The 26,302-nt window shown below is 53.9% G+C and carries 25 protein-coding genes and 1 tRNA gene; 10 read left to right on the top strand and 16 right to left on the bottom strand.

What is annotated here, in order from left to right; all coding sequences use genetic code 11:
• The first annotated feature begins 42 nt into the window (after positions 1–42).
• Entirely contained in the window at positions 43–1,767 is a 1,725-nt protein-coding gene (locus ACOTXL_RS06475; RefSeq protein WP_023324213.1) for a lysophospholipid acyltransferase family protein, read from the top strand.
• Between the two features lie 69 nt (positions 1,768–1,836).
• Here ACOTXL_RS06475 and tauD read toward each other — a convergent pair whose 3' ends face one another.
• The 6 genes from tauD to mmuP form a co-directional block, all read right to left on the bottom strand.
• A complete protein-coding gene (tauD, locus tag ACOTXL_RS06470) occupies positions 1,837–2,688 on the bottom strand; it encodes a taurine dioxygenase (protein ID WP_003863169.1) in 852 nt (283 codons plus the stop codon).
• Positions 2,685–3,512, bottom strand: a complete 828-nt coding sequence (gene tauC, locus ACOTXL_RS06465) for a taurine ABC transporter permease TauC (protein ID WP_045350620.1) — start codon at positions 3,510–3,512, stop codon at positions 2,685–2,687. Before tauC ends, tauD begins: the two co-directional genes overlap by 4 nt.
• Positions 3,509–4,276, bottom strand: coding sequence for a taurine ABC transporter ATP-binding subunit (gene tauB / locus ACOTXL_RS06460; protein ID WP_045350621.1), 768 nt, complete (start codon positions 4,274–4,276; stop codon positions 3,509–3,511). Before tauB ends, tauC begins: the two co-directional genes overlap by 4 nt.
• A 10-nt stretch (positions 4,277–4,286) precedes the next feature.
• Positions 4,287–5,249: a taurine ABC transporter substrate-binding protein gene (tauA, locus tag ACOTXL_RS06455; protein ID WP_003863172.1), complete on the bottom strand. Its 963-nt coding sequence runs from the start codon at positions 5,247–5,249 to the stop codon at positions 4,287–4,289.
• A gap of 173 nt (positions 5,250–5,422) precedes the next feature.
• Positions 5,423–6,355, bottom strand: coding sequence for a homocysteine S-methyltransferase (gene mmuM / locus ACOTXL_RS06450; RefSeq protein WP_045350622.1), 933 nt, complete (start codon positions 6,353–6,355; stop codon positions 5,423–5,425).
• Positions 6,342–7,742 carry an S-methylmethionine permease gene (gene mmuP / locus ACOTXL_RS06445; protein ID WP_017383140.1) on the bottom strand — a complete coding sequence of 467 codons (1,401 nt, stop codon included), beginning with the start codon at positions 7,740–7,742 and terminating at the stop codon, positions 6,342–6,344. The genes mmuM and mmuP overlap by 14 nt, the downstream gene beginning before the upstream one ends.
• Positions 7,743–7,899: 157 nt before the next feature.
• Here mmuP and ACOTXL_RS06440 point away from each other — a divergent pair, with 157 nt between their 5' ends.
• The 6 genes from ACOTXL_RS06440 to ACOTXL_RS06415 all read left to right on the top strand — a co-directional run bounded on the left by ACOTXL_RS06440 (position 7,900) and on the right by ACOTXL_RS06415 (position 15,015).
• Complete coding sequence (locus ACOTXL_RS06440) at positions 7,900–9,009, top strand: AI-2E family transporter (RefSeq protein ID WP_003863175.1); 1,110 nt, start codon at positions 7,900–7,902, stop codon at positions 9,007–9,009.
• Positions 9,010–9,123: 114 nt separating this feature from the next.
• The gene (locus tag ACOTXL_RS06435; RefSeq protein ID WP_022650441.1) at positions 9,124–10,908 is read left to right on the top strand and encodes a diguanylate cyclase; all 1,785 of its coding nucleotides are present in this window, start codon (positions 9,124–9,126) and stop codon (positions 10,906–10,908) included.
• Between the two features lie 383 nt (positions 10,909–11,291).
• A complete protein-coding gene (locus ACOTXL_RS06430; RefSeq protein WP_023324209.1) occupies positions 11,292–11,786 on the top strand; it encodes a molybdopterin-dependent oxidoreductase in 495 nt (164 codons plus the stop codon).
• Positions 11,787–11,803: 17 nt separating this feature from the next.
• Positions 11,804–13,741: a putative bifunctional diguanylate cyclase/phosphodiesterase gene (locus tag ACOTXL_RS06425; protein WP_045337345.1), complete on the top strand. Its 1,938-nt coding sequence runs from the start codon at positions 11,804–11,806 to the stop codon at positions 13,739–13,741.
• A 259-nt stretch (positions 13,742–14,000) separates the two neighbouring features.
• A complete protein-coding gene (locus tag ACOTXL_RS06420; protein WP_023324207.1) occupies positions 14,001–14,258 on the top strand; it encodes a YjhX family toxin in 258 nt (85 codons plus the stop codon).
• Positions 14,259–14,268: 10 nt separating this feature from the next.
• Positions 14,269–15,015 (top strand): SAM-dependent methyltransferase, encoded by a 747-nt coding sequence (locus ACOTXL_RS06415; RefSeq protein WP_045350623.1) that lies wholly within the window; start codon positions 14,269–14,271, stop codon positions 15,013–15,015.
• 106 nt (positions 15,016–15,121) lie between these two features.
• On the opposite strand, the gene ACOTXL_RS06410 is transcribed toward ACOTXL_RS06415, so the two are convergent.
• A protein-coding gene (locus ACOTXL_RS06410; RefSeq protein WP_096888931.1) for an IS3 family transposase occupies positions 15,122–16,320 on the bottom strand; the annotation gives its coding sequence in 2 pieces (ribosomal slippage) (positions 15,122–16,041 and positions 16,041–16,320; 1,200 coding nt in all).
• Between ACOTXL_RS06410 and yecR the strand changes: the two genes are divergently transcribed.
• Positions 16,313–16,504, top strand: a complete 192-nt coding sequence (gene yecR, locus ACOTXL_RS06405) for a YecR family lipoprotein (RefSeq protein ID WP_071785715.1) — start codon at positions 16,313–16,315, stop codon at positions 16,502–16,504. The genes ACOTXL_RS06410 and yecR overlap by 8 nt on opposite strands.
• Before the next feature lie 22 nt (positions 16,505–16,526).
• Here yecR and ACOTXL_RS06400 read toward each other — a convergent pair whose 3' ends face one another.
• The 6 genes from ACOTXL_RS06400 to proB form a co-directional block, all read right to left on the bottom strand.
• Entirely contained in the window at positions 16,527–16,883 is a 357-nt protein-coding gene (locus tag ACOTXL_RS06400; protein ID WP_045351180.1) for a putative T6SS immunity periplasmic lipoprotein, read from the bottom strand.
• Positions 16,884–16,885: 2 nt separating this feature from the next.
• Entirely contained in the window at positions 16,886–17,428 is a 543-nt protein-coding gene (locus ACOTXL_RS06395; RefSeq protein ID WP_032608608.1) for a type IV secretion protein Rhs, read from the bottom strand.
• Between the two features lie 105 nt (positions 17,429–17,533).
• The gene (locus ACOTXL_RS06390) at positions 17,534–17,692 is read right to left on the bottom strand and encodes a hypothetical protein (protein WP_023315491.1); all 159 of its coding nucleotides are present in this window, start codon (positions 17,690–17,692) and stop codon (positions 17,534–17,536) included.
• A gap of 568 nt (positions 17,693–18,260) precedes the next feature.
• Positions 18,261–18,336 (bottom strand) — tRNA-Thr (locus tag ACOTXL_RS06385).
• Positions 18,337–18,447: 111 nt separating this feature from the next.
• Positions 18,448–19,701: a glutamate-5-semialdehyde dehydrogenase gene (gene proA / locus ACOTXL_RS06380; protein WP_045351179.1), complete on the bottom strand. Its 1,254-nt coding sequence runs from the start codon at positions 19,699–19,701 to the stop codon at positions 18,448–18,450.
• An 11-nt stretch (positions 19,702–19,712) separates the two neighbouring features.
• Complete coding sequence (proB, locus tag ACOTXL_RS06375; RefSeq protein ID WP_015571369.1) at positions 19,713–20,816, bottom strand: glutamate 5-kinase; 1,104 nt, start codon at positions 20,814–20,816, stop codon at positions 19,713–19,715.
• 305 nt (positions 20,817–21,121) lie between these two features.
• On the opposite strand from proB, the gene phoE reads away from it, so the two are divergent.
• On the top strand, positions 21,122–22,174 hold the full coding sequence (phoE, locus tag ACOTXL_RS06370; protein WP_003863199.1) for a phosphoporin PhoE: 1,053 nt from the start codon (positions 21,122–21,124) through the stop codon (positions 22,172–22,174).
• Positions 22,175–22,306: 132 nt separating this feature from the next.
• Here phoE and crl read toward each other — a convergent pair whose 3' ends face one another.
• The 3 genes from crl to gpt form a co-directional block, all read right to left on the bottom strand.
• Positions 22,307–22,708 carry a sigma factor-binding protein Crl gene (gene crl, locus ACOTXL_RS06365; RefSeq protein WP_003863201.1) on the bottom strand — a complete coding sequence of 134 codons (402 nt, stop codon included), beginning with the start codon at positions 22,706–22,708 and terminating at the stop codon, positions 22,307–22,309.
• Between the two features lie 56 nt (positions 22,709–22,764).
• Positions 22,765–24,009 carry an esterase FrsA gene (frsA, locus tag ACOTXL_RS06360; protein ID WP_023295967.1) on the bottom strand — a complete coding sequence of 415 codons (1,245 nt, stop codon included), beginning with the start codon at positions 24,007–24,009 and terminating at the stop codon, positions 22,765–22,767.
• Between the two features lie 104 nt (positions 24,010–24,113).
• On the bottom strand, positions 24,114–24,572 hold the full coding sequence (gene gpt, locus ACOTXL_RS06355) for a xanthine phosphoribosyltransferase (protein ID WP_003863205.1): 459 nt from the start codon (positions 24,570–24,572) through the stop codon (positions 24,114–24,116).
• A 259-nt stretch (positions 24,573–24,831) separates the two neighbouring features.
• Between gpt and pepD the strand changes: the two genes are divergently transcribed.
• On the top strand, positions 24,832–26,289 hold the full coding sequence (gene pepD, locus ACOTXL_RS06350; RefSeq protein ID WP_023315478.1) for a cytosol nonspecific dipeptidase: 1,458 nt from the start codon (positions 24,832–24,834) through the stop codon (positions 26,287–26,289).
• Positions 26,290–26,302: the final 13 nt, after the last annotated feature.

Below are 26,302 nucleotides of genomic sequence, written 5' to 3'. Positions count from 1 at the left end.
CCTCCTTCTACTGTCTGGGCAAGACGGCAGGAGGAGTGATCAATGTTTAGTCTCGACAGCGTTCTTGATGACCTTTGGCCTCAGGCGAGGCCCGCACCCTGGCAAAAAAGTCTGTTAAAAAGACTGCTTCACGAAGACGAATTTCAGCAGTTTGCCGCCAGCCACCGTCACCTGAAAGGGCTGGATATGGTGGATCAGGTTCTGGAACACCTTGATATTCACTGCTCCGTTTCCGCCCGCGATCTCGAACAAATCCCCGAACACGGCCCACTCATTGTGATAGCGAACCACCCCACTGGCACGCTGGATGGGCTGGCGTTGCTGTACGCCGTTTCCCGCGTGCGCCGCGACGTCAGGGTTGTTACCAACAGGATGCTGTCCCACCTTGAGCCCCTCAGTTCATTGTTTATTCCCGTGGATAATATGGGCGGCAGAACCGCAAAAGCTTCGCTGATACAGATGGAGCAGCACCTGCAAAACGCCGGTGTGCTGATCTTCTTTCCGGCGGGCGAAGTTTCCCGCCCAACGCGCAAAGGCATACGCGATAAAAAATGGCATCCGGGCTTTATCAAGCTGGCTGGCAAATTACGGGTGCCGCTACTTCCGGTACATATCCAGGCGCACAACAGCCTGCTGTTTTATGCCAGTACCCTGGTCTCGCCAACGGTATCCATGCTGCTGTTGATGCAACAGATGTTTCGCCGCCGTCACAGTCAGTTGCCGATCAAAATCGGCCAGCAGATTGCCTGGAATGACCGGTTTAGTTCTACCCTTTCATCGCGTGAGATGGCCGAGCAGTGTCGTCAGCACGTGATACGTCTTGGCAAGGGATTGCCTGGCGTCTTTAAAACCCAGTGCGCCATTGCCCGCCCGGAAGACAGGGCCACGCTGAAGCGCGAACTGGCGCAGGCCGAGTGTCTGGGAAAAACGAGCGATGGTAAGGCCATCTATCTTTGGCAGCGCAACGGGCAGGAAGAGGCGCCTCTGCTGCGCGAGCTGGGGCGGCTGCGCGAGATTGCCTTTCGTGCCGTGGAGGAAGGCAGCGGGAAGCGGCGGGATACGGACAGCTACGATGATGACTATCTGCACCTCATTTTGTGGGATGACGATGACCTGGAGATTGTCGGCGCGTACCGCTTTATGCCAACGGCCATGCAGGTGGAAAAGCGCGGCGTCGAGGGGTTGTACAGCTACAGCCTGTTCCACTACGACGAAAAAATGCAGGACATACTGGAGCACGGCATTGAGCTGGGGCGTAGCTTTATACAGCCGCGCTACTGGGGGCGTCGCGGTCTGGACTATCTGTGGTCAGGTATTGGCGCCTATCTGGCACGCTATCCTCATTACCGTTACCTGTTTGGCCCGGTCTCCATCTCCGGGGGGTTACCGCCTGCCGCGCGGGATCTGCTGGTCGCCTTTTACCGCTTGTGGTTCCCGGCGACGCATCCTCTAGCCGCCTCGCGCCAGCCCTATCCCGCATCCCTGCCAGACGTGCTGGCGCAATTTGGCGGGGTGGATTACGTGGATGACCTGACAAAGCTCAAATCCCTGCTCGGCAACCTGGGCTGCGGCATCCCGCCGCTCTACAAACAGTATTCCGAGCTATGCGAACCCGGCGGCGTGCAGTTTGTCGATTTCGGCAGCGATCCGGCGTTCAATAACTGTATCGACGGGCTGGTGCTGGTGGATTTGTGTTATCTGAAGGCGAACCGCTATCAGCGGTATATAGAGGCGCACTTAATACCCTCCCCCCTGCCCTCTCCCTAAAAGGGAGAGGGTGAAAACCGCACCGGTCAGTCCCCTCGCCCCTTTGGGGAGAGGGTTAGGGTGAGGGGCTCAAACCGCACGGTAGAACGGCTTATCCCCCAAAATCGTCGCCCGCTGCATAATCCTTCGCTGCGGCAGATAATCCGCATTGGCGTAATGCTGCGTGACGCGGTTATCCCAGATCGCCAGATCGTTCTCCTGCCAGCGCCAGCGCACCTGAAACTCCGGTTTGGTGATATGCGCGAACAAGAAGCCGAGCAGCGCCTCACTCTCTTTCTCCGCTACGTCCACGATACGCGTGGTAAACCCTTCATTCACAAACAGCGCCTGCTTTCCGGTCACCGGATGCGTACGCACCACCGGGTGCAGCAGCGGGGGATGTTTTTCGACCGCATCCAGCCAGCGCTGGTGCTCCTCTTCCGTTTTACGGTACTTATATTCCTGGAATGATTTTTTGAAGTCATGCTCCGCCCGCAGGCCGCTCAGTAGGGTCTGGAGCGGCGCGGAGAGCGCCTCAAACGCTGCGATCCCGCTGGCCCACAGCGTATCGCCCCCCGTCTCAGGCAACAGCTTCGCCGCAAGAATCGCCCCGGCTGGCGGTGTGTCGATAAAGGTCACATCGGTATGCCAGTTATCGTTATCCGGCGGGTTATCGTTGTGGGTGTCGAGGACGATAATCTCCTCCACCCCTTCCGCATGCGGATAGACGGGGTGGATATGCAGGTCGCCAAAACGCAGGGCCAGCGCGCGCTGCTGATGCGGGGTAATGGCCTGTTCACGCAGGAACACCACCTGATGACGCAGCACCGCGTGGTACAGCTGCTCAAACTGGTTATCGCTCAGCGGACGGGTTACGTCCAGGCCCGACACTTGCGCGCCAATGTACGGCCCCAACGGGATAATCGTCAGACGTTCACTCATTGTATTTCTCCATGCCAGGGCGTCAGGCGACGCTGTAGCGCGCGCAGTCCCAGTTCTAATCCAAAGGCGATCGCGGCGATCACTGCGATCCCTGCCAGTACCACATCAGTCGCCAGGAACTCTCCCGCCGACTGCACCATAAACCCAAGGCCGCGTGTGGCGGCTATCAGCTCTGCCGCCACCAGCGTAGACCAGCCCACCCCAAGGCCGATGCGCAGCCCGGTCAATATCTCCGGCAGCGCGCCCGGTAAAATGACGAACAGCAGGACCTGCGCGCGGCTGGCGCCGAGCGACTGCGCCGCACGTATGCGTACCTGCTGCGCACTCTTTACGCCAGCCAGGGCCGACATCGCGACCGGCGCAAAAATCGCCAGGTATATCAGTAAGATCTTTGACGTCTCGCCGATGCCAAACCAGATCACCATCAGGGGCAAGTAAGCCAGCGGCGGGACGGGACGGTAAAGCTCTATCAGCGGGTCGAGAATGCCGCGTACCGTCGGGCTCAGTCCCATCGCGATCCCCACCGGAACGCCAATAATGACCGCCGCCAGCAGCGCCACCAGAATACGCGTCAGACTGGCGCCTAAATGCTGCCAGAGCGTGGCATCCATAAAGCCCTGCGGCCCGGCGATAGTAATCAGTTTTTCCAGAACCTGGCCTGGCGGGGGCAGAAACAGCGGGCTTACCCACTGCTGCGCGGCAACCGCCCACCATACCGCCAGCAACACCACCAGCGTGCTGACGCTTAAAGTGATCTGGCGAGAGAACGGCCAGCGTAAGGCAAGGCGCGTCCGCCGCGTTTTTTCACTGAAAACAATGCTCATGAGAACGCCTCCCGTTGCTCAAACACGCGGCTTAAGACGTATTCACGCTGTTCAATAAACAGCGGATCGGATTTGATGCTGCGTACCGGTTCTCCCGCCACATAGCGCCGGGCAAACTCAAGCGGCAGGCGCTCCAGCACGCGTCCCGGCCCCGGTGAGAGCAGCACCAGCTCCGTCGCCATAAACACGGCCTCTTCGATATCGTGGGTGATTAACAGCACCTGCTTGCCGGTTTCGTGCCACAGGCGCAGCAGCAGGGTTTGCATCTGCTCGCGGGTGAAGGCATCCAGCGCCCCGAAAGGTTCGTCCAGCAACAGCAGCTGTGGGTTAGCCGCCAGCGCACGGGCGATCCCGACGCGCTGACGCTGCCCGCCTGAAAGCTGCCAGATAAAGCGTTTTTCAGCCCCCTCCAGCCCGACCTTTTTCAGCATATCGCGCGCCGTATTCAGGCGCTGTTCACGTGCTACACCGGCCAGTTGCAGACCAAACGCAACGTTTTCCTGAACGTTTCGCCACGGGAGTAACCCTTCGTTCTGGAAAACCACGCCGCGCTCTGCGCCCGGCCCCGTGACCCGTTTCCCTTCCAGTTGGATCGAGCCGTGCTGATACGGTTCAAACCCGGCGATCAGGTTCAGCAGCGTCGTTTTCCCGCAGCCGGACGGTCCCAGCACCACCAGCAGTTCACCGCTGTCCAGCGTCAGGTTGATCGCTTCCAGGGCGGGTTTGCCGCCGTAATCGGCAGACAGGTTTGTAATGTTCAGCATTGCAGCCCCCTTATTTCACAAAGCGATCGGTCACGAACTGGCTGTAATCCGCCGCCACCGCAGGCACTTTGCCCTGCTCTTTCAGGAACGTCGCAGTGTCAACAATCGCTTTGCTTACCGGCCCGTTCAGCTGCTGGACCTGCTGAGCAGGCGTCAGATAGGTGTTGCCTTTTACCAGCCCCGGCACGTCAGCTTCCGGCACGCCGCTCAGACGTGAGAGTTTCTCCAGGTTGGTGGGCTGTTTCAGCCATTCATCCGGGTTGCTGATGTATGGCTGTTGTGCGTCGATGGCGCTTTTGGCGAAGGCTTTCACCACTTCAGGGTGTTTCTCGGCAAAGTCCTTACGTACCACCCAGACATCAAGGGTTGGCGCGCCCCACTGCCCCACTTTTTCGGAGTCGGTCAGCACGGTGCCCTCTTTTTCCAGTTCGTTGACGGCGGGCGCCCAGACGTATGCTCCGTCGATGTCGCCACGCTGCCAGGCGGCAATAATGGCCGGAGGTTGCAGGTTGATGATCTGCACCTGGCCGGGCTTAATGCCCCAGTGTTTCAGCGCTGCCAGCAGGCTGTAATGCGTGGTGGAGATAAACGGCACCGCGATGCGTTTGCCGATCAAATCTTCGGGTTTCGTGATGCTTTTCTTTACCACCAGCGCTTCGGAATTTCCGAGCTGCGACGCCAGCAGGAAAACTTCAATCGGCACCTGCTGGCTGGCGGCCACCGCCAGCGGGCTGGAGCCCAGGTTGCCAATCTGCACGTCGCCCGAGGCTAACGCCCGCACAATCGCCGCGCCGCTGTCGAACTTGCGCCAGTCGACGTTCGCCCCGCTCGCTTTGGCGAAGGTGTTATCCGCCTGCGCGACTTTCGCCGGCTCAGCGGAAGTCTGATACGCGACGGTGACGTCCACCGCCTGCGCCTGAAATGCCCACAGCGCCAGTGCGCCGAGAAGTGTGATCCGCGATGAAATTGCCATAATGTCTGCTCCCTTGTTGTTATGAGAGCAGTATTTCCGGCGCGAGAATTTTGATAAAGGAATAAAAAAGAATCGCTAATGACGATTCGTTTTTAGAAAAAAAGCGGGAAAGGATAGTGAATTTTGTGCGGTTGTTTCGCCGGGTAAGGCGCAGCCGCCACCCGGCAAAGACCTCAGCGCTGAACCGTCAGCGCAGCAATATCTTTCGGCGTGGTCCGGCAACATCCCCCGATTAATTTAGCGCCAGCCGCCAGCCACTGCGGTAAATACCCCGCCAGCGTCTCGCACGCTTCACCGTGGTGATGCCAGGTTTTGCTCACCGCATCATAATGCTCGCCGGAATTCGGATAGACCACCAGCGGCAGCGATGTCAGGCTGTGCAGATGCGTCAGCGCCGAGGTGGTGTTTTCCAGCGCGATACAGTTGATCCCCAGCGCGACAACCTGCGGGTAGTTTTCCAGCGCAGAAACGACATCCCGCAGCGGCGTTCCGTCACTCAGGTGCTCGCTGTCACGCAGGGTAAATGAGAACCATGCCCGGGCGCGGGGATACGCCGTCAGCAACGCCGCCAGCGCCTTAATCTCAGTGAACGAAGGCAGCGTTTCACAGGCCAGCAAATCCGCGCCCGCATCCAATAGCGCCTCTACACGCGGGCGGTGGAAGGCGGTGAATTCTTCAGCGCTACGCACGTAATCGCCGCGATACTCGGAACCATCGGCCAGATACGCGCCGTAAGGGCCCACAGATCCCGCCACCAGCAGCGTGCCTGCATTTGCGTTCTCAGCCAGGTACGCTTCCCGCGCTTTGCGTACCAGCTCTACGCTTTTGCCAATCAACGCCCGGGATTGCGACTCGTCCAGCCCGCGAGCGGCAAAGCCCGCGGGTGTCGCCTGATAGCTGGCGGTGATCGCCACCTGTGCCCCCGCGCGGTAGTAGTCGAGGTGTACGTCACGGATCAGCTCCGGGTTTTCCATCAGCACTTTAGCCGACCAGAGGCTGTCGGCAAGGTTACAACCGCGCGCTTCCAGCTCCGTTGCCATTGCCCCATCCAGCACGACAAACGGCTGGTTTTCAAGGAGGGCGGTAAGCGGATTATTCTGCGACATGTTCAGGCTCCTGCGTGGTCAGGTTTCGGGTCAGATAGTACGCACCATAACACAGGGCGACAAACGGAAGCCCGCAATAAAGGGCAATACGCTGGCTGGGGTCAAACCACAGGCCGACGCAGGCCACCAGGCAGAGGATAAAGCCAAGCACGGGCACCAGCGGATACCATGGCGCGCGATACTGCAACGCCGAAAGCGGTTGCCCGGACTGCACGTGACGGCGACGAAACACAAAGTGCGACGCGCAGATGCTGATCCACACTGCCACCACCGCAAAACCGGAAATGGCTGACAGCGCCACAAACACCGTATCCGGCGCGACCACGCTGGAGAACAGCGCCAGCACGCCGCCCAGCATGGAAACGGAGAGCGCCGTCAGCGGCACGCCGTTTTTGTTGACGCGGGCAAAGCAGCGCGGCAGCGTTTTCTCGTTAGACAGAGACCACAGCATACGGCCAGAGGCGTACAGGCCCGAGTTCGCCGCCGAGAGGATCGCCGTCAGGATCACGAAGTTAAAGATATCCGCCGCATACGGAATGCCGACCTTTTCAAACACCAGCACAAACGGACTTTTCTCCACGCCAGCCTGCTGCATGGGGATCAGCGCCGCCAGCACAAACACGGTGCCAATAAAGAAGATGATGAGCCGGGCGATGGTGGTGCGAATAGCAACCGGAATAACCTTGTGTGGGTTTTCCGTTTCCCCTGCCGCGATGCCGATAAGCTCTGTACCTGAGAAGGCAAAGTTGACCGCCACCATGGTCATCAGGATCGGCAGACCGCCGTGCGGGAACCAGCCTTCGGCAGTAATGTTGCTCAAGCCCGGCGCCGGTGACCCATCCTGCATCGGGATAAAACCGAAGATCGCCGCTCCGCCGAGAATAATGAAGGCGATGATGGTGATGACTTTCACCAGCGAGAACCAGAATTCCCCTTCGGCGAAGAAACGCGTGGAAATCACGTTAAGAGCAAAAATCACCACGCAAAAGACGACGCACCACGTCCAGACGGGAACCTGCGGGAACCAGTACTGCATACAGAACCCGGCTGCGGTAAAGCTCGATCCCAGCGCCACTGTCCACGTAAGCCAGTACAGCCACGCCACGGTATACCCTGTCGCCGGGCCGAGATAACGAGCGGCGTAGACGTGGAACGCCCCGGTTTCCGGCATCGCCACGGAAAGTTCCCCCAGGCATTGCATAACCAGCCAGACCACCAGCGCACCGATAAGATACGCCAGCAGCGTGCCCGCCGCGCCAGTTGTCGAAATGATGTATCCGGTATTGAAGAATAACCCTGTGCCGATAACGCCACCCAGCGAGAGCATAATCAGGTGGCGGGTTTTCATGGTGCGCTTAAGCTGCCCGTTTTGTTGTTCTGTTTGCATATTACCTTCTAAACGTATGGACATCTAAACATCCAAAGAAGGGTGTTATACCGCGATTGTTAACAAAAAGCCACCCGGCACGACTTCGGCGCAATTATTGGTAAATCCTTAAATCAGTTCTATAGTCGACACAGTTTCTTCTTCACCAGGACTCACTATGCGATTTAACGGACTGACCAAAGGTTTCTTTATTCTCATCCTGGCCCTTGTAACCTGGGCTTTCTTTGACGTGCTGTCACCCTATTTCTCGGCGATTCTGTGGGCCGCGATCCTGACCATCATTTTCAACCCGGTGAAAAACAAGCTGCGTACCGCGCTGGGCGATCGCAACGGGCTGGCTTCCCTCCTCACACTCGGCATTATCTGCCTGATCGTGTTTATTCCGTTGATGGTGATCCTTTCCTCGCTCGCGGTGGAACTGAACATGGTTTACACCAAGCTGCAACAGAACAACACGCAGTTCCCGGAAGTCATCGCCGGTATCTTCAACCGCCTGCCGGACTGGGCCAGCGGCTTCCTGGCGGATCACAACCTGACCAACGCCGCGCAGATCCAGAAAAAGCTTTCCGATGTCGCGTTACAGGGCGGACAGTATCTGGCGGGTAGCGCGTTCCTGATTGGTAAAGGGACGTTCGGCTTTGCTATTAGCTTCGGCATTATGCTGTACCTGCTGTTTTTCCTGCTCAAAGACGGGCCCTATCTGGTGCGCCAGATCCTCGACTCGCTGCCGCTGTCTGACTTCGTCAAACAGCACCTGTTCGCGAAGTTTGTCGGCGTCTCGCGAGCCACGGTAAAAGGTACGGCGGTCGTAGCGGTGGTTCAAGGTACGCTTGGCGGTATCGCCTTTGCCATCGTCGGTATTGACGGTAGCGTACTATGGGGAGCGCTGATGGCGTTCCTCTCCCTGGTGCCCGCCGTCGGCTCGGCTATCGTCTGGGTTCCCGCCGCCATCTTCCTGTTTGCCACTCACCAGCTGTGGCAGGGTCTGTTCATTGTGGGCTTCTTTGTCATTATCGTCGGGCTGGTGGACAACCTTTTACGTCCGCTGCTGGTGGGCAAAGACACCAAAATGCCGGACTACCTGATACTGATCACCACGCTCGGCGGTATGGAGCTGTACGGCATTAACGGCTTTGTGATTGGGCCGCTGATTGCCGCCCTGTTTATCGCCTGCTGGAACCTCTTCTCCGGCCGCGACCACGCAGGCAACGCCGAGGAGCTGGACGCAGATTTTATCGAAGAAGGAAAAAATCCTCCGGATCTCTAACTAAACGCGTTTTGACAGGCGGCCCGGTGCCGCCTTTTTTTTCGCGATAAATCAGGGGTTTTCTATAATCTTTAATGAACGCTCTTCCACATTTGTCGTAGAAGGATCCAACAGGTGCGAATCGCCACGATCACAAACTGGGCCTATGGTGTCACGGTGTGCCTGACCATTGCTTCCGGTATCGTCATGCTGATGGCTTCCCATGCCGACAACGTAGAACGTCAGGCTGTTAAGCAACGACAAATTTTTGACCAGCTTACGGAAGAGATTGAAGCAGAAACCTGGATGCTCTCCGACTTAGCGCGCCTTTACGCCATCAAAAAAGAGCCCGATGTGCTGAAAACGTACCAGGCGAAAGAAGGCGAACTGAAGAATATCGAGCGCAAGCTGGGCCAGTTAAAAGATACGGGCGCAACGGGCGAAGAGCTGGCGCTGCTGTACGAAGGGCTGAAGATTGTCGATGACCTACAGGATGAACAGCAGGCAGCAATTGCCAGCGTCGCCAGGGGTGAGGAACAACAGGCCATTGCGTTACTCTTCGGCAAAATCTACGAACTTGAAATGGAACGCGCCCAAAGCAAGATTGACCATTTTCGTGTGCTTCTGGATAAGCGCATTATCGCCGATGTCCAGGCAGCGACCAACACGTCAAAAACCCTGCGTACCGCCTCTGAAATGATGGTCGGCCTGACCGCCCTGCTCTTCTTATTCGTGATGGGTTTTATTCTCAAGCACCGCGTGCTGCGCCCGGTGGTGCGCCTCAGTGATGTGGTTCACCGGCTGGCCTCACAGGATTACGCCGTCGAAACGCCAAATTTCAACCAGGTCGATGAGATAGGCGATATGGCGCAGGCCATTCGCATTTTCCGCGAGAACGGGCTGGCAAGGCAGCGGCTTGAAAAAGAACGCGACGCAGACTGGGCCATCCGCGAGCTGCTCGCGCGAATGACCCAGCGCTTGCAGGGCTGCGAGAACGTTAGCGACGTGATTGAGGTGGCAGAGCTGTTTGCTCCCAACATTGCGCCGGGTGTCGCCGGGCGTCTGTATATTCTGGATCGAAACCCGTGGGAGATGCGCTGTGCGGCGGAATGGTTATCTCCCCAGGGAGAAAAAAATGCTTTCCACCCCGATCAATGCTGGGCCATACGCCGTGGTCAGAGCCACCCACCGGTCAATGGCGAGCCGGATATCGGTTGCCAGCATCTGCCTGAATCACAAAAAGACAGTTCACTCTGCGTGCCGCTCATTGCGCAGGGGGAAGCCATTGGTTTGCTGTCGTTTCAGAACATCACGCCTGAAACGGCACCGTCCCGCGCCTATCTCGAATTAATGGCGGAAGCCCTGGGTCTGGCGCTGGCCAACCAGCGTCTGCGCGATGCCCTGCTGGAAAAAGCGCTATTCGACCCGCTCACCGGCTTGCGTAACCGCCACCACCTTGAAGATACCCTGCGCACTCAGATAGCTCAGGCGATGCGCAATGATGAACCGGTGAGCTGCATGATGATCGACATCGATCACTTTAAAAGCATTAACGATCGCTTCGGCCATGAGGCTGGCGATCATGTGATTAAGAGCGTGGCGACAATTGTTCAGCGTGCCATGCACGATGCCGGCCTGGCCTTCCGCTTTGGTGGCGAAGAGTTTCTGGTGCTACTTACGGGTGCGGATGAGGAAGCGGCTCACGCCTGCGCAACGGAGATTTATAACGGCGTCCATACGCTGTCGCTACGTTATGGGCTTGCTGAGATTGGCCCGGTAGATGTGTCGATCGGGATCGCCAGTTACCCGCAGCACGCCCAAAGCGACGACCTGCTGCGCGCGGCAGACGTGGCGCTCTACCGGGCGAAAGAGCTGGGGCGCTCGCGGATCGTCAGTTTCAGTATGCTGGAGGCGGGTTAAGCGAAACTCAGTGCCAACGACGTCAGAGGTACGCGCACTCTCTTATTCCCTCACATTGAGGGTGCGTTATCATTCTTTGTACAAATAAATTCATCTTAACGATGCCACCATTGATAAAAAATGGGGGTGCGTAAATATATCAATAAATCAAAGCGATCATTTTTTAAACTCGGGTGGTTTATTACACTAAGTTTTTATGTTTTAAAAAACGTAAGCTTCAGCCAGCGGTCTGCAATCATGGGGCAAAATACAGCTATCATTTTGATTTTTATGATTTTAATCAAGTAGCGTTTGCAAAAAGGCGTGGCGTTCAACAAAATAGACAAACTTATAGGATAAATAACTTATAATTCTTATACTTCTGTTAAAAAGAGGAGGCCAATATGCGAATAATCCTAATGCTGTGCTGCTTTTTGGTACAAAGTTTAAGCTGGGCTGGCGAACTGCCAAAGCCTGTGGGCAAACCCATCTTAACCATTAGCGGTAATATAGAAAATACGAACGAAAATGGAAATGCCGTTTTTGATATTGCCAGCCTTGAAAAACTGGGCATGGTGAGTTTCCAGACGACCTCTCCCTGGTATAATGGCCGCACGAAGTTTGAGGGTATCCCGATGCGCAAACTCATGGAGTATGTGGGTGCAAAGGGTTCTGTCCTGAATGTGATTGCACTCAATGATTACACTACCGTCATCCCTCTCAGCGACTTCCAGAAATACAACGCCATCCTGGCTTTAAAGGTCAATGGCGAATATATGCGCATCCGCGATAAAGGTCCGTCATTCATCGTCTACCCTTATGACAGTCTTCCTGAACTCAATAATCAGATTTATTACTCGCGATCGGCATGGCAGGTCAGCAAAATGAAGATTGAATAGTAGTTCAGGAGAACATAATGAACAGGATCCTGGTTGGTATCATTTTTTCTCTTTTTATCACTACTGGATATATAGCATTTCTTGTTTACGATCGTCAGCAAGAGTTGCAAAAATTGACTCACTACACTGAGTCCTGGTCTGTAGCCCAACTGGTATCTGAATATTACCGATTTGAATCATGGATTGGACTGTACGCAACCGAGACTGATGACGTTACGGTAGACCAGGTTCGCATGCGCCTGGAAATCATGCTGAGCCAGAATGATTTATTGAAAGAGGGCGGCCTGGGTCGTTATATAAACAGCGAAAAAGCGCACCAGGCGCTCGCCTTACGCCTGGAAAATATACTGAACTATCTGGATGGTCATCTTGAGAAAATGAGCCGTTCAGAGTTAAAGCTCTATCTGAACAATATGCATTCACTGGATGCCCCGCTAAGCCAGCTTTCATCCACGGCTTTAACAAAAGATGTTAATACAATCAATGAAACCAACCTTAAAATACAGGTTCTGTATTATATTTACTCGGCACTTTCTCTGTTGCTGGTTATTTTAAGCTTCATACTGGGCTTTTTGATTATCTATCAAAATAAAAATATCCTGAAAGCCCATATGCAGGTGAAAACGCTGGCTGAAGAACTTCAGCTATCCAAAGAAACCCTGCAAATCCAGAATACAAAACTGGAATACGATGTTTATCATGACTCCCTTACCGGCATGAAAAACCGTCTTTTCTTTTGGGATGATCTCAATAAACTTAATCTACAGGCTGAGAAAAAACATATTTCGGTCACGGTGATGTTATTCGATTTAGACCGGTTCAAAGAGGTGAATGATACCTACGGTCATGATACCGGGGATTTACTGTTACGTGAGGTATCCACGCGCCTTAATGCTTTGGGCCGCTTTTCAGAGACATTTTATCGTTTGGGCGGCGACGAATTTGCGTTTCTCTCCAGTGGCTTAACCGAAACCGCAGCCGTCTCACGCGCGCGAGAAATCAGTGATAGCATCAGCAAGCCCTATACAATCAATAATCAACTCATAAAAATAGCCACCTGTGTAGGTATTGTTTTATCGGATAACGAACGACGTTCAGATTACCTTTATAAATTTGCCGATCTGGCGCTCTATGAAGCCAAGAAAGAAGGTTCTCAGCAAATCAAAGTATTCCGCCAGCGAATGCTACAGAAGTTGCAGGAAAGCAGAACCCTTGAAAATGATATGGCAAGAGCAATAGAGAATGATGAATTTGTTGTTTATTACCAGCCTATTGTGAATTCCGTCAGCAAGGAAATTTACGGCTATGAAGCGCTGATTCGCTGGATGCATCCTGTAAAGGGAGTGCTCTCCCCAGATAGCTTTATTTTCGCCGCTGAAAAAACAGGCATGATCAACGAGATAGGTAAAACCGTACTTAAACTGGCCTGTAGGGAAGCGGTCTCCTGGACTGTTCCGGCCAGGATCTCCGTCAACGTCTCGCCTGTTCAATTGGGCAGCAAATCATTTATTAATACGGTGCAGTCCGTTCTGGCTGAAACCGGGCTCCCGGCTAACCGTCTTGAGTTAGAGGTCACGGAGTCATCCCTCTTCAGTGACAGAAATAACCCCATTGCGATTCTGAAAAAACTCCGCGCACTGGGCGTAAGAATCTCCATTGATGATTTTGGCACGGGCTATTCGTCGCTCTCCAGACTCAGCGAACTGAATTTTGATAAAATCAAGATCGATAAATCTTTTGTCAATCCGATATCTACGCAGGAAGATGCGCTTAATATTGTGAAGCTGATTACCGGTATGGCTAAAAGCCTTAATATGGGCGTCATAGCTGAGGGCGTTGAGACCGAAGAGCAGCTTGAGCGGCTTCAGGCTCTGGGTTGCGAGCTTGTGCAGGGATATCTTTTCAGCAAACCACAGCCTCAGGTCGACAGTAAAATCAAGAGCGGCCAGGAATGAGTCCCTCTCCTCAGCCCGATACCAACCGGGATCACATTTTTCACCCTTGGGTATTCACTGACAATAAACAGGTGTTATCATTCACCCCGTAAATATCTATCAACTCAATCCGAGGCTTTGATGCTGGAGAATGTAATCATCCGATAATCAGCTTCCCGACCATTCCAGGCCGGACTGATTATCAATGCGCTGAAACCGTATGCGGACACCGCTGTGTGTTTGCACGTTTTGCCCATGATGATTAAACAGGTTTTCCAGTATGAATTTATCCCGTCAGGAACAACGTACCTTACACGTTCTCGCCAAAGGTGGCCGTATTGTGCACGTCCGCGATACCTCCGGCCGCGTCACCGCCGTTGAATGCTATAGCCGCGAAGGAATACTGCTGGCTGACTGCACGCTCGCCGTTTTCAAAAAGCTCAAAACCAAAAAGCTGATCAAATCCGTTAACGGTCAGCCCTACCGCATTAACACCACCGGGCTGAACAACGTTCGCGCTCAGCCTGATAATCGTTAAGGAGAGGATGATGGATATCCCACGTATTTTTACTGTTAGCGAAAGCGAACACCGCATTCATAACCCCTTTACGCCAGAGAAGTACGCGACGCTGGGCCGCGTGTTACGCATGAAGCCAGGCACACGCATTCTCGATCTCGGCAGCGGCTCGGGAGAGATGCTTTGTACCTGGGCACGTGATTACGGTATTACCGGTACCGGCATCGACATGAGCCCGCTCTTCACCGCGCAGGCCACACTGCGCGCAGAGGAACTTGGCGTCAGCGAACGCGTCCATTTCATTCATAACGACGCGGCCGGCTACGTCGCGAATGAAAAATGTGACGTGGCGGCCTGCGTTGGCGCAACCTGGATTGCGGGGGGCGTAGCCGGGACAATGGATCTGCTGGCAAAAAGCCTCAAGCCCGGGGGAATAATGCTCATCGGCGAACCGTACTGGCGTCAGGTACCCGCGACGGAGGAGACAGCCCAGGCCTGCGGCGTCTCGTCGATTACAGACTTTCTCACTCTGCCCGGTCTGGTTGCGTCTTTAGATCAACAGGGCTATGACCTGGTTGAAATGGTGCTGGCTGACCAGGAAGGCTGGGACAGGTACGAAGCCGCAAAATGGATGACCATGCGGCGCTGGCTGGAGGAAAACCCAGACGATGACTTCGCGCAGGAGGTTCGGGCGGAGCTGACGATAGCGCCTGAACGTCATGTGACGTACACGCGGGAGTACTTTGGCTGGGGAGTGTTTGCGTTAATGGCGCGATAACATAACGCTGGCGGTATAGCCTTTAGGGTTATGCCGCCGATCAACAGACAGGGTTAAGCATTCAGCCAGAAAGTGCAGCATAGATGGGTTGAGTTGTTTGAAGTGGTCAACCAAAACTGGCCACGGCTTTAGAGTTTTTCCAGTATCGGTTTTCCGATTCGTTTGGGGGTAACCCACCGTTATAGTCATGCGGCCTTACCGACCTGTAATACCCGACGATATAGTCTGTGATCGCATGAGCTGCTTCGCTAAAGTTTATATAGCCTGTCACTGGCACCCACTCGTTTTTCAGACTTCTGAAGAAGCGTTCCATCGGGCTGTTATCCCAGCAGTTTCCGCGTCGGCTCATACTTTGCCTGATCCGGTAACGCCACAATAACTGCCGGATCTGCCTGCTTGTGTAGTGGCTACCCTGGTCACTGGGGAACATCACTCCCGCTGGTTTACCTCGGGTTTCCCACGCCATTTCCAGCGCTTTGATGGTTAGCTTGCTGTCCGGTGAGAATGACATTGCCCAGCCTACCGGTTTCCTGGCGAACAAATCGAGAACAATGGCGAGGTAAGCCCAGCGCCTGCCTGTCCAGATATACGTCACATCGCCGCACCACACCTGATTAGGCTCTGTCACTGCGAACTGTCGCTCAAGGTGGTTTGGGATAGCAATGTGTTCATGGCCACCACGTTTATACCGGTGGGTGGGTTGCTGACAACTAACCAGTCCCAGTTCTTTCATGAGTCTGCCGGCAAGCCAGCGTCCCATTCTGAAACCTCTCAGGGTTGCCATAATGGCGATACTCCTCGCGCCAGCAGAGCCATGGCTAATGTTATGCAGCTCCAGAACCTGGCTACGTAATATAGCCCGCTTGCCGTCTGGCTTTTCGGGGCTTTTCACCCAGTATTTGTAGCTGCTGCGATGAACCCCGAACACCTGGCAGAGTGTGACCACAGGATACTGCGCTCTGAGTTTTTCGATTAACGAGAACTGTTCAGGGAGTCTGACATCAAAAGCGCGGTAGCCTTTTTTAATATGTCGTTTTCCATTTCAATGCGTTGTAGCTTTTTCTTTAGCTCACGTATTTCAATCTGTTCCGGGGTTATAGGGGAGGCTTTAGGTATTTTACCCTGTCGTTCATCCCGTAACTGCTTTACCCATCGCGTCATGGTAGAAAGCCCCACGTCCATAGCACTGGCCGCAGCTGCAACGGTGTAGTTCTGATCAAGGACCAGTTGAGCGGATTCGCGTTTAAACTCTGCGCTGAAATTTCTTTTTTCATTGGGACACCTGTATTGTTCTGAGATGAGCATATCACCTCTGTTCAGGTGGCCAAATTCAGTAAACCACTTCACACAGCGTTGCGCTGCATGGGGCTATTCTGGTGCTGAGCCTTTCGGTGGTTCAACTTCTGTTTGTTCTCAACCATCCTCAAGCGGATGTATGGAAACAATGGTCACAATGGAATATCAATGTACTGGTGACTTGAAGAAATAAGATTTGGGGGCAGAATGCCCCCTTATTCTTTGGGATAAGAAAATTCAGCAGTGACTAAATACGCCCCTGATTTAGCAGATTGGACGTCATACGCGAAGTTATACCGCTCTCCAGGTGTAAACTTAAATCCGAATACAGGAAGACACTCACCCTTCGGTACATAAACAGGCTTGTCATCAAAAATATTGTGAAGAGAGTCGCTATTATCACTGTTGATTTGGATAGCAGTGATCCGTTCCTGTGGCTCCAGTGGTGACACCACACAAACTTGATTATCTTTGATAAATGCCGTTGTAGATTCACGATCTACCATTCGATCACCAGGCCCAGGGCATCCCGTTAAGAGGAATACAACACCCAGCATCATTTTGTTTTTCATGTTTAACGCCCCTTCCCTGTTACGATTTTCTGGTAAAGCGAAGGGACATCCTGCAATTTGTCTACGCCCCTGTACATCCCCATGCGCCCTGGTCTCTGATAGTAAGACCACTTACTGATCCCATAAACCAGCAGTAACCAGTAATCAGCTAAAATAGAGGCTTGCTGCTCAAGAGAGTAATCAGTGAGCTTTTCTTTATCCAGCCTGTAGGTATATTCAGCAGCCCAGCTAAACGCACCCCGCATTCTCACCCATTGCCCGTGCTGGTGTTGCCACACATGCCCCAATTCATGGATGAAAACATATTTATCTTCAACGAAAACTGAGTTTGCGGAAAAGTCTTCCCTGTACATCTGTTTTCTGTACCACAACTCCCCGTTGGGAGTCATCGCGTAGTTCTGTTTCTGGAGGCCGAACGGTAAATAGCTGTCGCAATGAATCCAGACACGGCTATACACTATCGAATCACCGAACACTCTGCGAGCCATTGCAATCTCGCCTAAGGTCATCCGGCGTAATGTTCCTTCCTCTGCCTGTGCGCTCATAAACTGTCCTCCTTGTATGATTTATATCAGGGTATCCAGAGAGCAGGAAATGCGCAACTAACAGATTTTGGACAATAGAAGCCAATTAGCGGCGTGTTCGGTAGTTTAAAACATGTTGTTAGCCGCTCGCGCCAACTTGATTTCCTCTCGCTCTTCCTGCTTCTTAGCAAGCCAGGCTTTCCCCTCTGGTGTTGCCAGGAATTTACGGGCGTGAATCTTACGGTTGTTGCGCTTAGTGGCTGCTGTATTCGTGGCTTTTGACATGGTATCCCCTCCGCTGAATCTGCCAGCGTTCAACGTACAGCAGAGAGACAGTACAACGAAAGTTACAATGGTGCAGATAATAGATGATCATTACGTGCCGTGTTGGGCACATAAGAAAAGGCGGCGCATAGCGCTACCGCAGGGTGTAATCCCTTCGCAGGGAGGATAAAGCCTTAGCACGTTCTCTTATCAGGTGATCGTTATACTCCGGTGATCGAAACCGTGGCAGAGCCGGATTCTTTCCCGATCCGGTTAGTCTTCCCAACATTACGCCTGTTTATTCTCTGTGACCTTTCACAAGGTGTAGCATCATTGAGCGCCGCACGAAGCGCGGAACGTATCGCTAATGGTTCAAGTGATGTGTTTAGAGAGTCCGGCAACTCTTTCAGCTTCAAGGGATGGCAAAATTTCTAATGCTGTTCGGGCTTGAGCCTGGTAACTACCCGCCAGTACGTTGTACAATCCTTGAGCCGATACAACGGAAAGGCGTTTACCAAGTGTTATCAAGGATGATAATGAAAGATACAATCCTTTAGGTTTTTGACGATAAGTGATTGATTTTCTTAGATGGTGCCGATAATAGGAGTCGAACCTACGACCTTCGCATTACGAATGCGCTGCTCTACCAACTGAGCTATATCGGCCCTGCAAGGCCGGTTACGAGCGTAACCACGGGGCAAAAGAGTAGATCTAACCGGGTGATGCGTCAATGCCCTTTTGAATCAAACGGCTATTTTTGCATCACCCGCGATTATTTACGCACGAATGGTATCATCACCAAAGCCGATCCACTTGTAGGTGGTCAGCGCTTCCAGCCCCATCGGACCGCGGGCGTGCAGCTTCTGTGTGCTCACCGCCACCTCCGCGCCCAGACCAAACTGGCCGCCATCGGTAAAGCGCGTCGAGGCATTGACGTAAACCGCAGACGAATCCACTTCATTCACAAACCGATCGGCATTGCGCAGGGTGCGCGTCAGGATCGCGTCAGAATGCTGGGTTCCGTGTTCACGAATGTGCGCAATAGCGTCATCGAGATCCGCAACTACCTTCACGTTCAGATCCAGCGACAAATACTCATCGTCGTACTGCTCCGCATTAACCGGAACGACCTTCGCCGGACCGTCTTTCAGCAGGGCGAAAGCGCTCTCGTCCGCATGCAGCGTGACGCCACTTTCCGCCATCTGCTTGCTCAGCGCTGGCAGGAAGGTACTGGCGATGCCCTGATGCACCAGCAGCGTTTCTACCGTATTACAGGTGCTTGGACGCTGGGTTTTAGCGTTGACGATAATCTTCAGCGCAGGTTCTACCTCCGCGGTGTCATCCACCACGATATGGCATACGCCAATACCACCGGTGATCACCGGAATGGTAGATTGCTCGCGGCACAGCTTGTGCAGGCCCGCACCGCCGCGTGGGATGAGCATGTCGATGTATTTGTCCATGCGCAGCATCTCGTTAACCAGAGCACGGTCGGGGCTTTCAATCGCCTGCACGGCACCCGCCGGTAAACCACACTCCTCCAGCGCCTGCTGGATGACGTTTACCGTCGCGGCGTTGGTGCGCCAGGTCTCTTTCCCGCCACGCAGGATCGCGGCGTTACCGGTCTTCAGGCACAGGGAGGCGACATCCACCGTCACGTTTGGACGCGCTTCGTAAATCACCCCAATGACGCCAAGCGGCACGCGACGACGTTCAAGGCGTAACCCGCTGTCGAGCACCCCACCGTCAATCACCTGCCCTACCGGGTCGGCGAGGTTGCACACCTGACGGACGTCGTCGGCAATACCTTTCAGACGCGCCGTGGTCAGCGCCAGACGGTCGAGCATCGCTTCGCTCAAGCCGTTGCGACGCGCTTCCAGCAGATCCTGCTCGTTGGCGAGCAAAATTTCCTGCGACTGAGATTCCAGATAATCAGCGATTTTTTCCAGCACGCGGTTTTTCTCGCGGCTGGAAAGGAGCGCCAGTTTATACGAGGCGGCTTTCGCGGCTGCGCCCATTTGTTCCAGCATGTTCTGGCTCCTTAACGAATAATCATGTCGTCACGATGCACGGCAACCGGGCCATATTCATAGCCCAGGATGGCGTCGATCTGCTGGGAATGGTGACCAGCAATCCGACGCAGCGCGTCGCTGTTATAACGACTTACGCCATGAGCGATGTCGCGACCTTCAAGGTTACGGATTCGGATCACTTCACCACGCGAGAAGTTGCCTGTCACGCTTTTAATTCCTTTTGGAAGTAACGAGCTTCCTCTTTCCAGAATAGCGGCGGTCGCGCCTTCATCCACGGTCAGTTCGCCAGCCGGGGGCGCGCCAAAGATCCAGCGTTTGCGGTTTTCCAGCGGGGACGCCTGGGCGTGGAAGCGAGTGCCTACAGAGATGCCTTCCATCACATCACCTATCACGCCCGGACGGCTGCCCGCGGCGATGATGGTGTCGATGCCGGCCCGGCACGCCACGTCCGCGGCCTGGAGCTTGGTGCCCATACCGCCGGTCCCCAGACCAGAAACGCTGTCACCCGCGATGGCGCGCAGCGCATCGTCAATGCCGTGAACGTCTTTGATCAGTTCAGCCTGTGGATTAGAGCGCGGATCAGCGGTAAACAGCCCCTGCTGATCGGTCAGAAGCAGCAGCTTATCGGCCCCTGCCAGGATCGCCGCCAGCGCAGAGAGGTTATCGTTGTCGCCCACTTTGATTTCAGCGGTGGCAACAGCGTCGTTTTCGTTAATGACCGGAACGATATGGTTATCCAGCAGCGCACGCAGCGTATCGCGGGCATTCAGGAAACGTTCTCTGTCTTCCATATCCGCACGCGTCAGCAGCATCTGCCCGACGTGAATGCCGTAGATGGAGAACAGTTGTTCCCAGAGCTGTATGAGTCGGCTTTGTCCCACGGCGGCCAGCAGCTGTTTGGAGGCAATCGTCGCGGGGAGTTCGGGGTAGCCCAGGTGTTCACGCCCGGCGGCAATCGCCCCGGATGTCACAATTACAATACGATGCCCTGCGGCATGCAACTGAGCGCACTGACGTACAAGCTCAACGATATGGGCACGATTCAGGCGGCGCGATCCGCCTGTTAACACACTGGTACCGAGTTTTACCACCAGCGTCTGGCTGTCACTCATGATTCTCTGCCGTTCAACAATAAGGGAAAATGATGTCAGTCAGACGTTTTAACAGGTGTCAGCCCCGTTGCCAACTGCCTTAGCGCATGACCCGTCACTTTGTTGCGCGGGATCAGGAAGCGTAGCGGCACATTTTGACAATTTTATTACCGAAAAATTAAAACATACTTTTTTAGACATATTCTTACTTTGTCATAAAACTTTCACCCACGAACGATAAAACCCTTCCTGTTTTTCACGGGGTAATAAGCCGAATCTTATTACTCAGCGAATATTAGCGCGTTTTTATAAAATCAGGATTGAAAATGAAAAAGAGCACTCTGGCATTAGTGGTAATGGGCGTAGTTGCTTCCGCATCTGTTCAGGCAGCAGAAGTTTATAATAAAAACGGGAATAAACTGGACGTGTACGGCAAAGTAAAAGCAATGCACTACATCAGTGATGATGACGCTAAGGATGGTGACCAGACTTATGTTCGTTTCGGCTTTAAGGGTGAAACGCAGATTAACGATCAGCTGACGGGCTACGGACGTTGGGAAGCTGAGTTCGCGGGTAACAAAGCTGAAAGCGACTCTTCTCAAAAAACACGTCTGGCATTTGCCGGGCTGAAACTGAAAGACTTCGGCTCACTGGATTATGGCCGTAACCTGGGCGCGCTGTATGACGTCGCCGCATACACCGATATGTTCCCGGAGTTTGGCGGTGACGGCCTGGCACAGACCGATAACTTCATGACGAAACGCGCCTCCGGTCTGGCCACATACCGTAATACCGATTTCTTTGGCCTGGTTGACGGCCTGAATATGACCCTGCAATACCAGGGCAAAAATGAAAACCGCGACGTGAAGAAGCAAAACGGTGACGGCTTCGGTACCTCACTGAGCTATGACTTCGGCGGCAGCGATTTTTCTGTGATTGGTGCGTATGCCAGCTCCGACCGCACCAACGAGCAAAACCTTCAGGCACGCGGCGAAGGTAAAAAAGCAGAAGGCTGGGCAACCGGTTTGAAATATGATGCCAATGATATTTATCTGGCCACTATCTATTCCGAAACCCGCAATATGGCCCCTATTTCCGGTGGCTTTGCAAATAAAGCGCAAAACTTCGAAGTGGTCGCGCAATATCAGTTTGACTTTGGTCTGCGTCCATCTCTGGGTTACGTGCAGTCTAAAGGCAAAGATATCGAAGGTATCGGCGATGAAGATATCGTGAAATACATCGACGTAGGTGCGACATATTATTTCAACAAAAATATGTCTGCGTTTGTTGATTATAAGATCAATCAGATTGATGACGATAATAAACTGGGCGTAAGCAGCGATGATATCGTTGCGCTGGGCATGACCTACCAGTTCTGATGTTGTGGTAATAAAAAAACCGGCGCTGAGCCGGTTTTTTTGTGCCCGGTGACGCTGTGCTTACCGGGCGTACGGGATAGTACATTTTTCAGACCGGGTAAGGCGTAGCCGCCACCCGGGGCTGGGACATCATCAGGCTCTCAGTTTCACCGCTTCGCTGGAAAAATCGTCCGCAGGCTCCAGCTTCAGATCCAATGTTGCCAGCAGGTCGCGAGCTCTGCCGTGAAATTCTTTTAGCGTATGCTCCAGGCGATCGATCACTTCCTGATCTTTGATGCTCGTCGCCTGCCAGTGCCCGTCTTTATTAAACAGGCCAAACTGATAGGTATAGGTAAAACGGTTTTCCTGTGCTTCCATTTCCATCCACCAGCCCCAGAACTCACGTTTTTCGGGTGCAGGCTTCACGTTGACGCAAACAGCCAGGCAGTCGAAAAAAAAGCGATTCTCTTCACACTGCTCTTCTCGAATATACGGGCCAAGAGCCATGAACTTCTTAATCAGTCTACTTTTCGGGTGTCCACTCGGTAACGTCATTGCGATCTCCTTTTGTGAAGCACTGTTTTACCAAACCAACGAAATTTAGCAAACTATTAACACAATCTCTGCGTGATCCAGCGTGTGATCTCTTTCAGCGCTTTGTCAAAATTCTGGTACACCGGGCTGAAGGGCACCTCCAGCAATTTACCATCAGAAGATGACGACGTGATTAAGCGTGACTCCTCTTCCGGGCTAAACGGATCGTTCTTCCAGAAACCGGACATCATCGGAGTTGGACAGCGGCGGCCGAGTAAGCCCTGCGTTTTTAATGAATAACGATTAAGTTCAATGCGCAACGCTTCGTCTGAAGCATCATGCATGCCAAGTCGGCTCGCCAGTACGTCCAGATACATCTCAGGAACGCTACCCTGACGCGCAGGATCGCTTAACAGAGCATGCACCACCGGACCAAGACAGGCGACGGCCTTCAGGCGTGAAGATTCAAGGTAGGCAAGCCGTACCGCGACGTTAGCGCCAAAGCGGAAGCCAAACGCGCCAACCCGGGTGTGATCAACCCAGGGGATATTCTCCAGCGCTTTTAATGCATGCTGGTGCAGCAGGCTGGAGTCTTGCGTAAGTTTCCATTTGGATGAAAAACCAATGGAAGGCATATCAAGCGTGAGCATGGCGATTCCGTTTGGGGCAAAGTAGCGCTCATACAGGCTGTAATAGTCAATTTGTAACGAGTCCAGTCCACCGCACATCAGAACCGTCGGGAACGGCCCTTCCCCCTCCGGCATATGCAGGAATCCGGTCACCGGGCTGCCGCCGGGAATGGCGAACTCAATTTCACGCATCCGGCCAGGCAACCGCTGCGCAGCCTCTTCATAAGCCCGATTTGCCAGCGCCTGCGCCTGCTCTGCCAGTTCGTCGCCTTTAAGATGCGGATATGCAGCGATGCTGTAAAGGTTTGCCGCATGCAGCCAGTGCTTGCCGCTGAGAGTGGCATCTTCTTCCTGGCTCGCTTTTTGCTGCCAGAGCATGGCCTGCTTTGACCATTCGTAGATCCAGTTTCCACCACGGTAGCCCACCACCGTATCGTAGAGATCGCTGTCGGTACGCTCGGACTCGCTCATCACGATACGCGCCTGCACGTCGAGGATTTCACGCGGATCGATGCCGCGCCAGATCCACATCAGGCGGTTAATCATTCGATACCAGTGGGGCACGTTTTTACCGTCTAACGCTGACTGAACGGCAGGCATTGTCCCCGGATTAAACCGACGCACCAGCGTCGACGTTTCAGGGTGCTTGAAACGGGGTTTGAAGAGAGTTTCGGTGAGATTCGCCTGCGTCATTGCGTTGCCTCCATGGATACGTCATATGAAGACCATTGTAACGCGTGGCAGGGTAAAAAGAACAACGCCCGGCATAACCGGGCGTGTAAAGTTACGTACTGAAATTAACGGCCAGAGATAGGCGGTACGAAGACCACGCCCATATCCCATGGCTGTTCAATCCAGGTATCCTGCGGGATATCAATGACGTAATCATCAACCAGTGGGCGACCCGCTGGTTTCGCGAAGATAGTGACGAAGTGCGCTTTTGGATACATTTCGCGGATAGCCACCGCAGTACCGCCGGTATCCACCAGATCGTCGATAACGATAAAGCCTTCACCGTCGCCTTCCGCGCGTTTCAGCACTTTCAGTTCGCGCTGGTTGTCGTGATCGTAGCTGGAGATACATACGGTATCGACATGACGAATACCCAGCTCACGTGCCAGCAGCGCCCCCGGTACCAGACCGCCACGGCTGACGGCAATAATGCCTTTCCACTGTTCGGAAGGCATCAGACGCGCAGCCAGTTTGCGTGCGTGAATCTGCAACATGTCCCAGGTGACGACGTATTTTTCGCTCATGTGAAGTGTCCCAGCCTGTTTATATACGGCTTAAAAAAAATGAGGGTGAACCAGGTTGCGCGAGATTATAGAGATCTGACGCACTAAAAACCAGTGTTACGCGCCATGAGCCTGAGTTTTTACATGCTTAATGCTACCAGCCACGGGAGAAAGTGGTATTCTCAGTTGCATCTCGCAAGCCTGACTTGTGGTAACGATTAACCTGCTAACCCTGTGACCTGCAACATTGTTTTGCAGCGCAACGACAAGGAGACCTATCGTGTCTGAACTGTCTCAATTATCTCCACAGCCGCTGTGGGATATTTTTGCCAAAATCTGCTCCATTCCGCACCCTTCCTATCACGAAGAACAGCTTGCCGAACATATTATGGGCTGGGCAAAGGAAAAAGGTCTGCACGCTGAACGCGACCAGGCTGGCAATATTCTTATCCGCAAACCTGCCACCGCAGGTATGGAAAACCGTAAGCCAGTGGTATTGCAGGCGCACCTGGACATGGTTCCGCAGAAAAACAACGACACCGTTCACGACTTCACAAAAGACCCGATTCAGCCGTACATCGACGGCGAGTGGGTGAAGGCGCGCGGCACGACCCTGGGCGCAGATAACGGTATTGGTATGGCTTCCGCGCTGGCCGTGCTGGCTGACGACAGCGTTGAACACGGTCCGCTGGAAGTGCTGCTGACCATGACTGAAGAAGCGGGCATGGATGGCGCGTTCGGTCTCCAGGCAAACTGGCTGCAAGCGGACATTCTGATCAACACCGACTCCGAAGAAGAAGGTGAGATCTACATGGGCTGCGCGGGCGGGATCGATTTCATCTCTACCCTGCCGCTGTCCCGCGAAGCAATCCCTGCTGGATTCGAGACCTTTAAGCTGACGCTGAAAGGGCTGAAAGGCGGTCACTCCGGCGGTGATATTCACCTGGGCCTGGGCAACGCCAACAAACTGCTGGCGCGTTTCCTGGCGGGCCATGCCGCTGAACTGGATCTGCGTCTGGTGGACTTCAACGGCGGTACTCTGCGTAACGCGATCCCTCGCGAAGCCTTCGCTACCTTGGCAGTGCCTGCGTCGAAAGCGGACGAGCTGAAAAAACTCTCCAGCGTGTATCTGGAGATCCTGAAAAACGAACTGTCTGCAAAAGAGAAAAACCTGACGGTGGTGCTGGAGTCCGTTACGACGGATAAAGCCGCGCTGACCGCACAGTCTCGTGACACGTTCGTCCAGCTGCTGAACGCAACGCCAAACGGCGTTATTCGCAACTCTGACGTGGCGAAAGGCGTGGTGGAAACCTCCCTGAACGTGGGCGTGGTGACCATGGGTGACGACAGCGCAGAGATCATCTGCCTGATCCGTTCCCTGATCGACAGCGGTAAAGAGTACGTTGTGAGCATGCTGGAATCTCTGGGTACCCTGGCGGGCGCGAAAACGTCGGCAAAAGGCAGCTACCCGGGCTGGCAGCCGGATGCAAGTTCTCCGGTCATGGCACTGGTGCGTGAAACTTATCAGCGACTGTTCAACAGCACCCCGAACATTCAGGTTATTCACGCGGGTCTGGAGTGTGGTCTGTTCAAGAAACCGTATCCGGATATGGACATGGTCTCCATTGGGCCGACCATCACGGGTCCACACTCCCCGGATGAACAGGTTCATATTGAAAGCGTCGGTCACTACTGGACGCTGCTGACTGAGCTGCTGAAAGCAATCCCTGCGAAGTAATTCGTCGTCTGTT

Source organism: Enterobacter cloacae complex sp. IR5402, from assembly GCF_049238125.1.
Taxonomy (GTDB): domain Bacteria; phylum Pseudomonadota; class Gammaproteobacteria; order Enterobacterales; family Enterobacteriaceae; genus Enterobacter; species Enterobacter hormaechei_C.
Note: the sequence above shows the minus strand (reverse complement) of the source record. Positions and strands in the feature narration are given on the sequence as shown.